The organism is Steroidobacteraceae bacterium (assembly GCA_041395505.1).
Lineage (GTDB): Bacteria > Pseudomonadota > Gammaproteobacteria > Steroidobacterales > Steroidobacteraceae > JAWLAG01.
The window spans coordinates 829,686-842,344 of record JAWLAG010000002.1 but is presented as its reverse complement, the minus strand read 5'-3'; the positions used below and the strand labels follow the sequence as shown (position 1 = coordinate 842,344).

Below are 12,659 nucleotides of genomic sequence, written 5' to 3'. Positions count from 1 at the left end.
CATGCCGTAATCAGAAGTTGATACGAAGCGAAAGCCCGTAGGTCCGCGGCGGGCGATAGGACACTTCGTTGCAACCGCAGAGTGTCGCCAGGTCGAAGCCCATGATGCCGACGCGCTCGTCGGTGATGTTTTCGATTGAAAAGCCGACGTCGAAGGCCTCGCTGGCGCTCGTCCAGTTGATGCCTGCGCCGAGCGTGGTGTAGCTCGGGTACTGGTCGGCGGAGAAATTGCGCAGGTTGTAGTAGTACTTGTCCGAGTACTGGAATTTGCCGCGCACCGCCATCGTGCCATTGAGCGCAGGCCAGCTGTAACGCGCGAAACCACTTGCCTGCAGCTCAGGTGCATAGGTCGGGTTGACATCCCGGCTGATCGGTCCGCCGACACGCAACGGCACGTCCTTGACGGTGGCATCGTAGGCCGAAATGCCGATGCCCAGGTCGAGTCCGTCGACCGGCGTCGTCTGCAGTTCCAGTTCGCCGCCGAAGTTGTCGGCGTCCTGGTTGATGACGACACCGCTCACGCCTGTGAACAGGAAGGACTGATAGTCTTTATAGTCGTAGTAATAGATGCTGCCATTGACATGAGTCCGGCCGCTCGGCGAAGTCCACTTGATACCGGACTCGACGCTGGTCAGCGTCTCCGCGCCATAGGGAATGACGGAGGCCGGCGTCGGCAAGCCGCCCGGCAGCTGTGCATTGAAGCTGCCCGCCTTCACGCCGCGATTGAAGCCGAGGTACCAGAGCAGGTCCTTGTGTGGGCGGAACTCGAGCTGCACCTTGCCGGCCCAGAGCGTGTCGCTGGTGCTGTCCGCGAATGGCGTCGGCACGCCGCCCGGAAAGGTCGGCCCGATGACGATCGGCGTGCCGACCTGCACGTCTCGCGAGGTCGGCGTGAAGAACAGGCCCTGGGTGAAATTGTATTTCTTCTCTTCACGAATCAAGCGACCACCGGTGATCAGCGTCAGCCGGTCGGACAATGCCCATTCGTACTGGCCGAAGAGTGAAACCGAATCGGTCTTGAGCTTGGCGACTGCGGCCACATCGAAGGGGGCGCCGGGTACGATGCTGCCCGGCGGGATCTTGAGGCCGTTGTCCGAGTCGGTGTCGATGTTCAGGTAGAAAAGGCCCGCAACCCAGTTGCTGTCGCCGTGTTTGCCGTTGAGGCGAAGTTCCTGGGTGAAGCTGTTCGCCTTGACCCGTCCGTAGTTGGCGAGCTGGTTGCCGGGGCCCGCGTCGACATCGATGAACAGGAGTTTCTTGTAGTCCTTGTAATCGGTGATCGATGTCAGCGTGGTGGATTCCGAAGCATCCCAGTTGATGCGAAGGCCAATGCCGTCGACATCGACCTTGCCCTGGTTCTTGAACGCGAAGTCACTCGAGAAACGGAAGTCCGCGCCGTCCGGGTCGATGTAACCGAAGAAGTCGCCGCCCGGTACCGGTCGGCCGAACGGCGCGCCAAACACACCCGTGTTGCCGACATCCGAGCCGAAATCCGAGCCGTCAGACGCGATGGATGCGCGCGTCTCGGTGGGCGAAACATCGATGACATCGACCAGCTCGCCTCCCGCGTCGAACACGCCGATGGTCGGTTTCTGTTGATACGGTCCGGTTGCGACCTTGGATCGCGCCGTGTTGAACGCAAGTGCGATGCTGCTGGCGTCGTTCGGGCGGAATTCGAAGGTAATACGACCCGCGATCGTATCGTCATCGCCGAGGTCCGCGCCGGCATCCGGTCCCGGGGCGCCGCCAACGGCACCCACCGGGTACTCGTTGATGAGATAGGGATCCTGCTTGTTGTACTTGAACGCCGCGCGTGCGGCAAAGCGTTCGCTGAACGGTCCGCCGATGGCGGCTTCAACACTGTACTGGGTTGGATCATCGGGGCTGTCGAACATGCCCCAGTTCAGGTTGACGTAGCCCTCGACCTTGTCGAAGCTCGGCTTGCGGCTGATGTAGTGCACGAGACCGCCCGTCGCATTGCGGCCGAAGAGCGTTCCCTGCGGCCCTTTCAGTACCTCAACGCGATCGATGTCAAAAACCGCGAAGGTCTGGGCGTTGGCAAGCGCCAGGTAGCCCTCGTCGAGATAGACGGCGACCGGCGCTTCGACCACGTCGTTGAAGTCGTTCTGGGTGACGCCGCGGATGGTGAACTGGCTGTTCTGGCCGGCAAGGCTGCCGCCGATGTGCACGCCGGGGGTCAGCGCGGCAACGTCATAGCTTTTCTCGACGCCAAGCGCTTCGAGTTGATCGCCGGTGAAGGCCTGGATCGCAATGCCGACATCCTGGACCGACTGTTCGCGCTTGTTGGCGGTAACGACGACTTCCTGCAGCACGCTGGAAGACGAAGATGTCTCCTGTGCCACGACCGTAACGGCGCCACTACCCAAAGTCGCCGCGGCAACGGTGGCCGCGACTGCCCGATGCAAGTGCGCCAGCCGAGAATCCGACGAATTGGCCATGTAGATCCCCCTGTGGTTATTCAGTTGAGCCGACCGTGGAAACCGATTTAGGATCGGTTCCTGGCAATGCTTTAAATATAAAATACACGCGTGCCACGGCGGGCACAACTCCATTGAAGGCGGTTGAAAGAACATGATTCCAAGTGTTGCGGGGCACCAACAGAACCCGTTGCTCGAACAACCGGATCGAGGGCCACCACGGCGCCTCGGCGTCATCGGCGCGGGAACGATCGGCCCGGATATTGCGTACTACCTGCTGAGCGAATTTGCAGCCGCCGAACTGGTGCTGATCGATATTCGTGAGCCTGCCCTCGAGCAGGCCAGGACGAGGCTCGCAGCCTATGCTGAAAAAGGTCGTCAACGCGGCAAATTGACCGCCGATCGTGCCGCCGGATTGATGCCCCGGTTGACGACGTCCTGCGACTACGCCGCGCTCACGGGTTGCGACTGGGTGATCGAGGCGGCGACCGAGAATCTGCCACTCAAGCGGCAGATTTTCGCGAACATCGAACAGCATGCCGGCAAGGACTGCCTCATCACTTCGAATACGAGCTCCCTGCCGGCGGCCCGGCTTTTTGCCGAGCTCGACATACAAGGGCGCGCGACCGTCACGCATTTCTTTGCGCCGGCGTTTCAGAACCCGATTGTCGAAATCGTCGCCTGGCCTGGCATCACCGCGCGGAATCTCGCCTGGTTGCGCCGATTGTTCGCCGCCACTGGCAAGGTGCCGTTGACCACGGCCGATGTCGTTTGTTTCATGCTCGATCGGATTTTCGACAATTGGTGCAACGAGTCGGGCCTGCTGCTTGCGAATGGCACGGCCGCCGAAATCGATGCCGTTGCGCGCGAATTCGTGCACGCCGGTCCGTTCTATGTGCTCAACATGGCGAACGGCAATCCGATCATCGTCGAGACCAACAGTCTGCAGGCGGATGAAGAGGGCGAGCATTACCGGCCCGCGGCGATCTTCTCGTCGGTACGGCGCTGGCAGACCCTGGAACCTGGCCAGAAGGCCGAAATACCCGAGCCTCGTCGTGCGGCCATTCGCGAGCGCCTGCTTGGCATCCTGTTTTCGCAAACCGCCGACATACTCGATCGCCGCATCGGCGAAGCGCAGGATCTCGAGCTCGGCGCCCGCCTCGCTTTCGGCCTCAGGCAAGGTCCGCTCGCGCTGATGAGGAGCGCCGGCGAGACGGAGGTGAAACGGATCGTGGCGCGATTGCACAAAGAGCGTCCGGGCATGCCGGGACTGCAGCGGCCGCTTGCTGCCTATCTGGATTTTCAACGCTTCGTACTGGTGGATCGCTGCGATGAGGTGGTGGTTATCACCCTGCGACGTCCCGAGGCGTTGAACGCGCTACACGATGAGCTTAACGCCGAAATCCTCGGTGCCATCCGGGCATTCGAAAACGATCCGACCGTGCGCGGCTTCGTGCTCACCGGCTATGGCACCCGCGCATTCTGCGCCGGTGCCGATATCGATCGGTTCCCCTCGATGCTCGGCGATGCGCAGGCTGCCGCGCAATATGCGAGGGATTGCTCGCCGGTGCTGTTGCATCTCGATCGCATGCAAAAGCCCGTCGTGGCTGCCATCAATGGCATGGCGCTCGGCGGCGGCCTCGAACTTGCAATGCGCTGCCATGCGCTGGTCGCGATCGATGAGGCGGTGTTGCAGTTTCCGGAGGTGACGCTCGGCATCGCACCGGGTATCGGCGCGCTCGTGGTGCCCTACCGGCGCTGGCCCCGGGCTGCCTCGACATTCCACCGCATGTTGGCAGCAGGCGAGAGAGTTACTGCCCGCGAGGCATTGGCAGCGGGAATTCTCGACCGCTGCGTCAGCACGCACGGGGAATTGCTCGCCAGGGCCGTGGAGCTTGCGCGCAATCCCGGGCGCGCCCGGCCGGTTCCTGCCGCACCCGGCGCAGGGATCGGCCGACCCGAAACCGGTCAGGCCGGGCCAGGCGGCGAGCGTCTCAGCGCCAAGGTGCAGGAGATCATCGCGGCAGCGGTGGTGGCTGCGGCCGACGAGACCGATCTCGATGCCGCGCTCGAAATCGGCTACCGTGCTTTCGGTGAAAGCGCCTGCACCGAAGCAGCGCGCGAAGGTATCAAGGCTTTCGGCGAGCGGCGTAAACCCGATTTCAGCGCGACGGGTTGATCGAGCTTCGCGTATGCAATCGATCCGAACATGAGGGAGTTGCCATGAAATTCAGCTGCATGATCTGGCCGTTTTCGGCCGTCGATGTGGAGCCCGTGGTTCGACTGGCGCAGACGGCTGAACAATGCGGGTTCGAAACCGTCTATGTCGGCGACTCACAAATGATCTGGAACGACGTCTGGATCACGCTTGCGGCCTGCGCACTGGGCACCAGCCGTGTCCGCCTCGGCACGGGCGTGACCAATACCGTTACGCGTCACCCCGCGGTCACAGCCAATGCGATCATGACACTCAACATGCTCAGCAAGGGCCGTGCCGTCCTCGGTGTCGGTGCGGGCGATTCGGCCGTGCGCACGGCCGGACTTTCGCCAGCGCGGTTGCCGCAGATTCGCGAACGCATGGAGTTCATTCGGGCACTGCTCGATGGCAAGGAAGTACCGGCGCTGCGGCCTGCGGAGGAAGCGGGCAAGAAGACCTGGGGTCGCGTCGATCGCGTGAGGCTCTTCGGTGCCGAGCGATGGGGCAAACTGCCGCTGCAGCTTGCCGTCATGGGGCTGAACTCAGCCGAGGCTGCGGGTGAATTCTGCGATGGTGTCATCGTCGACGGCCACATGGGCGGAAACGCCGAAGGCGCGCGGGCGACAGTGCGGGCGGCAACGGAAGGCGCGCGCAAAGCGGGCAGGAGTCTCAAGGGGTTTCGTTTCATTGCCGCCATCGACGCGGCCATCGATGATGATCGTCGCAAGGCGCTCGACAAGGTGCGGCCTACGGCCGCCCGCAATATTGCGCGCAAACCCTATCTGCCGGACACGCTCGGCGTGGAGCACGCGGAAGTCGTCAAGGCGGTCACGGAATCGTACAAGTTCTACGAGCACCTCAACCTCGAGGCGAAACATCGCGAACTCATCACGGACGAAGTGGCCATGAAGTGCTGTATCGCGGGTACGCCGGATGACTGCATTGCCAAGGCGCGCGAGCTGGATGAAGCCGGTATCACCGAGATCTCGATCTTCATCACTTCGCAGGACGAGGCGGGATCGCATACGATCCTGAAGCGTTTCGCGAGCGAAGTGATTCCGAAGGTTTAGACCGAACGGTCGCCGACACGTAGCACGACTGCCATGGCGGTGTCGCCCGCAGCGCAGCCGGCGAACAGTCCGCAGCCGCCACCGCGTATCACCAGCTCCTCGATGAGTTCGATGCAGCCGCGCAAACCGGTGGGCGCGTTCGGATGGCCGTACACCAGCGAGCAGCCGTAATTGTTCATGTGCATGACATCGAGGCCGAGCTCGCGCGCGAGCACAAGATCGTTGACTGCGAACGGATTGTGCGTCTTGACTGCGGCGAGATCCTTCGCGGCGATACCTGCGGCATCGAGCGCCTGCCGAGCCGCCGGCACCGGGGCGAGCGGCATGAACGCGAGCGCGGCCCGGGCCTGCCCGAAGCCAAGGACCTCGATCTTGATGGCCTTGTCGCTCGCAAGTTGTGCGGCCCGATCGGCGCTCGTCACGACAATGGCGGCGTTGCCGTCGGCCGGATGCGTCTGGCCGCCAAAAGTCACCGTGCCGCCTTCGATGACCGGCTTCAGTGCTGCCAGTCCTTCGGCGGTCGAAAACCGCACGCCGGAATCACCATCCGCTTGTGCCATGGTCTTGCGAAGGCGCGCATCGGGAATCGGGAAAGGCAGCCGCATGTACCGCTTCTGGAAGGCGTGGTCGTCCGCCAGGGCGTCGCGGTACTGCGCTTCGCGCCGCAGCACGACTTCGTGCTGCATCGCTGTGCTGATATCGAACTTGCGCGCGCAATTCTCGGCGGTCTGCGCCATGGAATGATCGCCGAGTGGATCGCGGGCCATGTTCTCCATGATGAAGTCTTCGGACTGGCCCGTTCCACCAGGCGCGTGAGGGTCCGGGTAATAGATGTGTGGACCGTTCGACGTGCGATCGCAGGCGATGGCCAGTGCGCAGTGCGCCGAACCATCCGCAATCTCCTGGCAGACCGTACGCAGTGCGCGAACGCTGCTCGCGCAGGCCTGCGCGACGGTGGGGCCACCTACGCCCGGTGCTCCGGCAAGACCCATGAGCCAGGGCACGCCATAGAACGCGTTCTTTTCTGGTCTCGTCATCCCGAGCGTCGCGAAGTCGATGGCTTTTGGGTCGATCTGTCGCGCGGCGAGTTCGATGGCGAGCGTGTGTGCCGCAAACCGCAGGCTATGCAGGTGCGCGAAGCTACCCTGCCAGCGAGCGAAGGGCGTGGACCAGTAGGCGCCGTAGGGAATTTGTGGAAGTGCCGTCATCGCTCAGGCGATGGCATCGCGCCAGTTGGCAAGGATATGCGCCGCGGAGCGTGATGCCAGAGCATGGACGGTGAAGGTGGGATTGACACCGCCGCTCGATGGAAAAAGACCCGGGCCGGCGATCACGACATTCGGCATATCATGCAGTTGTCCGTAAACGTTGGTGACAGACATCTCCGGCGAATGTCCCATGGGCGTGCCGCCCATGATGTGCATGCCGCCGTGAGGGCCGGTCCAGACTTCGCGCGCGCCGGCGGCTTCGAAAACGCGTTTGCCCTCATCGAGCACCGCCTCCCACAGCTTGCGGCTGCGCGGGTCCGCATCATGGTGCACGCGCGCCAGGGGCACGCCACGGGAGTCGCGCGCATCGCCGAGGCTGACGCGGTTGCCAGGCTGTGCAATATCCTCGATGACCGCGGTCATGCTGGCGAATCCGCGTGCCGCCTTGTGCATGAACTCATCGAGCGCCCTGCCCGTGAGGTCCGGTCGCGTCGTGCTGATGCCGAGGAGATCATTCGGCTTCACGGCCTGGGCAATCATCCACTGATAACTGCCGAGCGCAGCCTTGTCAGCGTGCCGCTTCTTGTCGTAGCCGTCCTGGTTGAGCAATTGGCCGCCAAAGGCGCCCATGTAGCACTTGCTGTCCTCGTCGAACAGGCCATACACGAGGCCTGCCGCATGCGTCATGATGCCGCGCCCGACGAGGTCGCGGGCATTGCCGAGTCCTTGCGGGTGCGAATCGGAAGTCGACGCGAGCAACAGCCGCGGCGTTTGCACCGCAAATGCCGCGACGACCACCAGGTCCGCCAGCTGCTCGTGGCGCTCGCCCGCGGCATCGACGTATTCCACGCCGATCGCACGCTTGCCCTTGGGATCGGTCAGTATCCGCGTAACCGTCGCGTTGTGGCGCAGTTGCGCCCCCTGGGCGAGCGCAATCGGCAGGTAGACGGTCAACGGATTCGCCAGTGCGCCGATCGGACACCCTGCGTCGCACCAACCATCCCAGATGCAGGCCGGACGATTGCGATAAGGCTTTGAGGTGACCGCGAGCGGCAGCGGCGCCGTCGCCATGCCAAGTTGACTGAACCCACGGGCAATCATTTCGCCCTGGGCATGGACCGGGACCGGCGGCAACGGGTAGGGATCGCCCGGTGGCCGCCATTTTTCGAGCTTCGCATCACCGGAAATTCCCGCCTCGGCCTGCACCGCATCGTAGTGCGGGCGCAGATCATCGTAGGTGATCGGCCAGTCGTTGCCGGCATCGAACCGGCTGCGCAAGCGGAAGTCGTCCGGATGCAGGCGCGGCCAGACTGCATAGTGATGCAGGGCCGCGCCGCCCGTGCCATAGCCGGAATTGAGCACATAGGCGACGGGGTGATCGCCGCTTTCGGTCACTGGGTCCCCGTGCCACTTGAGGCGGCGGGCCCACAAGGTCGAACTGACGAGGTCCGCATTACGTCGCTCGGGCCCCGCTTCGAGCACGATGACCTGTTTGCCGCCCGTTGCAAGGCGTGCGGCCATGACACTGCCAGCGGCTCCGGAACCGACGATGACCGCGTCGACCTTTTCGTTGATCAGCTTGGCCATGGTGTGGGCGGCAGGATGTGCGGCATGTACGGAACGCCGAGTTTTTCGAACCCCTGCGGATGGCCATAGACGACATCGATGGCGTCATTGCGCAGTACGAAACTGAAAAAAGGCGCCGGCGGGCCCTCCCAACCGGGCAGGTTCGCACCGCTAGCCGCGCTCGTGAGGATCCGCGTGCGCGCACTGTCGTCGAGGGCGGCGAATTGTTTGTTGCCATCTGCTCGTGCTGCCGCGTCGAGACCCGCGAGGCCACCGCGGTAGAAATCAAGAAATGGCGGCGCGACACCGAGATATTTGATCATCAGGACCTGCCGCTCCGGTGGTGCGGCGAGTTCTGCATCGATGAACTGGGCAAGGCCCAAGTCCCGGGCACCCGGTACGAAGAAATCGGCCAGCGCATCCAGGGTTGCTGCTTCGGCGGCGGTCAGTACGGCAAGCGTTGCCCCCCTGGCGCGCGCGTCCTCCGGCGTGGTCTTTACTTCGCAGCCACCGATCAGATACGTCGTAGCGAGCGCGCCTGCGGCGCCGAGCAGGCGTCGGCGCGCGGGATCAAAGGGCAGGTCTGCTGCCATTGCAACTAGGCCTTGAACGGTCGGCGCAGACCCTTGCGTTCGAGTCGCGGCAGTACCTCGTCGCGAAAATACGGAAACTCCTTGACGTAGTCGACGAAGCTGAGCGTGCAGCCGGCGAAGCCCGCCGCAGGAATTTTCTCCATTTCGGCCGCGATGCTGTCGGGATCACCAACCAGGGGATAGGTACCGTGGCCGGCAGCGAAGCGGCTGCGCATGGTTCGCAGAGCCTCGGGCGGGAAGGACTGTGCATGCAGTCCCTGCAAACGCATGAGGTTATCGACAGCGCCCCAGTCGGCCTGTTCATCAGCGTAGTAGCGGTAGTACTCCTCGGCTTCTTTCTTCGTCGGACGGCAGACGACGTGGCAGAGGGTGAATACGCCGGTATCGCGGCCGAGTTTTCTTGCGTTGGCTTTGATTTCGTCGACTTCGCTCTTCTCCGCGGCGACGTCGATCGCGATCTTGAACAGGAAGTCGGCGTTCCGCGCGGCGAATTGCCGCCCTTCGCCCGAACCTGCGGCATTCATGATCGGCGGGACACCGTCGTAGGGGCGGGGAAATCCATAAATGCCCTTCAGCTTGTAAAACCTGCCGTTCCAGTCGAAGGGTCCGTCGTGATTCCAGATGCGGGTAATGACGTCGAACCACTCCTGCGCCAATGCATAGCGATCGGCATGAGCTTGTGGCAAGTCAATGCCAAAGGCATCGTATTCGGGCTTGTTCCAGCCAGCGACGACATTCAGGCCGAGGCGACCATGGCCGAGCTGATCGGCGGTCGCCAGCTGCTTGGCGGCCACGACTGGATGGATGAAGGCGGTGTGCACCGTTGCGAACACATTGATGCGCCTGGTATTTGCCAGCAAGCCCGTGGCCCAGGTCAAGGTCTCGAGTACGCTGCCATGAAAGTCGGTCTCGCCGCCGTAGCCAATCCAGCGAGCGATGGGCAACAGAAACTCGATGCCAGCATCGTCCGCCAGTTTTGCCAGCGCGATGTTGTTGTCCCAGGAATTGACCCAACGCTCCTTGACCTTCGTGACCGACATGCCGCCTGAGCAGTTCGGTGAGAAGAATCCGAGCTTGAGCTTGTTGTCGTTGAGGATGGGTGATTGCTTGCGTCCCATGATTACACCGGGTTGTTGTCTACGGATTTGCGTAATCTCGCCAGATCGTCCAAAAGCGCGTTGATCTCATCGTCGCCAAGATCGCCGAATATCTGGTCGATCCATCGTTCGTGTACTCTTGCCATGCGCGAGAATGAGTCCCTGCCCTTGCGTGTCATCGTCACCTTGACGACACGGCGATCGCTCGTGTCCTCGATACGTTCGACCATGCAGTCATCGATGAGACGCGCGACGACACCCGTCACGTTGCCGTTCGATACGAGGATCTGTCGCGACAACTGGCTCATCGTCAAGCCCTTGTCATTGCGCTCGAGCGCGGCGAGGACGTCGAAGCGCGGCAAGGTGGTGTCGAATTCGTCGCGTAGTTTGTTGCGGATGCGTTTTTCGATCACGATGGCGCAGCTGAGCAGTCGTAGCCACAACCGCAGTGATCGCTTGCTATGAGGCGCGCCGTGCAGTTTCTCGCGCAGATCCAGGGCAAGGTTGGATGCCATGAAACTACTTTAACGTTAAAACAAATGCCCGGCAAATGTCGGCGATGATTCGACCTGCGACGATCAAACTGTAACGACGATCTTGCCGAAATGACGGTCCTCGGCCATTGCGCCGTAGCTTTGAGCCGCCTGTGCGAAGGGGATGCGTCGATCGATGATGGGCCGGATGGAGTGGCGTGTCATGAATTCGAGCAGACGCAGAAAATCCGCCCTGGATCCTACGGTGATGCCGGTGACGGTAGCGCTCTTGCCGATCAGCGCGAGGGTCGGGACTTCGCCGCCAAATTCACTCAGGCCACCGATAATTGCGATCTGTCCGCCACTCGCCAACGCATTCATCGAGCGCCCAATGGTTGCCTTCCCGCCCAGCTCGAAGATGCAATCGGCGCCGTGTCCTTGAGTACGCTCGAGGAGAGCCTTGTCCCAGTCAGCGGTCGAGCGGTAGTTGATGGTGAGGTCCGCGCCGAGAGATTGCGCGCGTGCGAGCTTCTCGTCGCTTGAACTGATGATGGCGCAACGCGCTCCAGCGGCTTTCGCCAACTGCAAGCCGAATATTGCGACACCACCGGTACCCTGCAGCAGCACCCAATCGCCCTCGCGCATGGCCAAGCGCGCGAACAGCGCGCTCCAGGCGGTCACCGCGGCGCAGGGCAATGTCGCTGCTTCCTCGAGCGAGAGATATTTCGGCAACCCGACCAGCGCATGCTCGGGCAAGGTGACGAATTCGGCGAGCATGCCATCGACGCCGGCGCCGAGCGCCGTGGCCATGCTGGCGGCCGGCATGCGTCCATCCTGCCAGTCACGAAAAAAGCACGCGGCAACATGATCACCCGCCTTGAGCTGCCGGACACGCGGGCCTGTCGCAACGACTTCACCGGCACCGTCGGAAAACGGCACGACCCCCTCAGGTCGCGATGTCGGATAGATGCCGGCCGCGATCATGAGGTCGCGTCGGTTGATCGAAGCGGCACGAACCCGAACCAGGACCTCGTCATTGCGCGGCTGTTCGACCGGCGCTTCCACCAGCGTCGCTTCGAGGTTCGCGCCACGCTTGCGTAGTTCGTATCGTTGTTGTTTGGCGGGGAGTTTCATGTCGCGGTCCCTGATATTGCTATCACGCGGTTATGATATCCCGATGCCGACTTCCACCCAATGGCAGCTCGCCCGAGAGGCAGCCGAACGCTACGAACGCATCCTGGTGCCAGCGATCCTGGGGCCGGCTGCGCGCGCACTGGTCGATGGCGCCAACCTGCAACCCGGACAAGCCATCCTGGATATCGGCTGCGGTACCGGCGCGGCAACGAGGTGCGCCGCCGAGAAGGTTGGCCTCGAGGGTCGAGCTGTCGGCGTCGATGTCAATACGGGCATGATTGACATTGCCCGATCGCGCAGCACTGCTGGCGCGGCGGAAATTGAATGGCATGCAGCCAGTGCTTGTCAGCTGCCGTTCGATGACCAACAGTTCGACGTCGTGCTGTGCGCGCAGACCGTGCAATTTCTTGACGATAAGCCAAAAGCCTTGTCGGAAATGCTTCGAGTCTTGCGGCCGGGCGGTCACGTCGCCGCAAGCCTCTGGTCAAGGATCGAGGAGAACCCCTATTTCGATGCCCTCCTGCATGCGGTGGACGACCACATCGGCGCCGACGTAGCCCAGGGGCTGCGAGCCGCGTTCGCGTTTAACGATTGCGAGGCGATCTGCAAGTTGGTCAGTGCGGCTGGCTTCTCCCAGGCGCAAACGCGATCGCAATGCCTCAACCTCGAGCTGCCCGTGCCCACACAGTTCGTGCCCGAGCACGTCAGTGCAACGCCGATGGCAGGTGGATTCGCAAACGCAAGCCCGGCGGCTCGAGCAGCCGTAGTGCGGGATGTCACCGACAAGATGGCGCCTTTTGCGTCCGCCGGAGGCATATGCGTGCCCTTTGCCATGCAGATCGCCACCGGCATACGGAAATAGCCTGCGTCGCTGCGCGGCAGCC

Annotated in this window: 10 protein-coding genes; 3 read left to right on the top strand and 7 right to left on the bottom strand. The window is 62.7% G+C overall.

What is annotated here, in order from left to right:
- Positions 1–10: 10 nt before the first annotated feature.
- Positions 11–2,458 carry a TonB-dependent receptor gene (locus R3E77_16525; protein ID MEZ5501023.1) on the bottom strand — a complete coding sequence of 816 codons (2,448 nt, stop codon included), beginning with the start codon at positions 2,456–2,458 and terminating at the stop codon, positions 11–13.
- Positions 2,459–2,591: 133 nt separating this feature from the next.
- Between R3E77_16525 and R3E77_16520 the strand changes: the two genes are divergently transcribed.
- Together R3E77_16520 and R3E77_16515 are read left to right on the top strand one after the other, a co-directional pair.
- A complete protein-coding gene (locus R3E77_16520; protein MEZ5501022.1) occupies positions 2,592–4,616 on the top strand; it encodes a 3-hydroxyacyl-CoA dehydrogenase/enoyl-CoA hydratase family protein in 2,025 nt (674 codons plus the stop codon).
- 44 nt (positions 4,617–4,660) lie between these two features.
- Entirely contained in the window at positions 4,661–5,704 is a 1,044-nt protein-coding gene (locus R3E77_16515; protein MEZ5501021.1) for an LLM class flavin-dependent oxidoreductase, read from the top strand.
- Here R3E77_16515 and R3E77_16510 read toward each other — a convergent pair.
- From R3E77_16510 to R3E77_16485, 6 genes are all read right to left on the bottom strand, one after another.
- Positions 5,701–6,912 carry a thiolase family protein gene (locus tag R3E77_16510; protein MEZ5501020.1) on the bottom strand — a complete coding sequence of 404 codons (1,212 nt, stop codon included), beginning with the start codon at positions 6,910–6,912 and terminating at the stop codon, positions 5,701–5,703. The two genes, R3E77_16515 and R3E77_16510, sit on opposite strands and share 4 nt — an antisense overlap.
- A gap of 3 nt (positions 6,913–6,915) precedes the next feature.
- Positions 6,916–8,499 carry a GMC family oxidoreductase gene (locus tag R3E77_16505; protein ID MEZ5501019.1) on the bottom strand — a complete coding sequence of 528 codons (1,584 nt, stop codon included), beginning with the start codon at positions 8,497–8,499 and terminating at the stop codon, positions 6,916–6,918.
- On the bottom strand, positions 8,487–9,071 hold the full coding sequence (locus R3E77_16500; GenBank protein ID MEZ5501018.1) for a gluconate 2-dehydrogenase subunit 3 family protein: 585 nt from the start codon (positions 9,069–9,071) through the stop codon (positions 8,487–8,489). The genes R3E77_16505 and R3E77_16500 overlap by 13 nt, the downstream gene beginning before the upstream one ends.
- A 5-nt stretch (positions 9,072–9,076) precedes the next feature.
- Positions 9,077–10,189 carry an LLM class flavin-dependent oxidoreductase gene (locus R3E77_16495; protein ID MEZ5501017.1) on the bottom strand — a complete coding sequence of 371 codons (1,113 nt, stop codon included), beginning with the start codon at positions 10,187–10,189 and terminating at the stop codon, positions 9,077–9,079.
- Between the two features lie 2 nt (positions 10,190–10,191).
- A complete protein-coding gene (locus R3E77_16490; GenBank protein MEZ5501016.1) occupies positions 10,192–10,683 on the bottom strand; it encodes a MarR family transcriptional regulator in 492 nt (163 codons plus the stop codon).
- A gap of 63 nt (positions 10,684–10,746) precedes the next feature.
- Positions 10,747–11,775, bottom strand: coding sequence for an NAD(P)-dependent alcohol dehydrogenase (locus R3E77_16485; GenBank protein MEZ5501015.1), 1,029 nt, complete (start codon positions 11,773–11,775; stop codon positions 10,747–10,749).
- A gap of 43 nt (positions 11,776–11,818) precedes the next feature.
- Between R3E77_16485 and R3E77_16480 the strand changes: the two genes are divergently transcribed.
- The gene (locus tag R3E77_16480; GenBank protein ID MEZ5501014.1) at positions 11,819–12,637 is read left to right on the top strand and encodes a methyltransferase domain-containing protein; all 819 of its coding nucleotides are present in this window, start codon (positions 11,819–11,821) and stop codon (positions 12,635–12,637) included.
- The last annotated feature ends 22 nt before the right edge of the window (positions 12,638–12,659 follow it).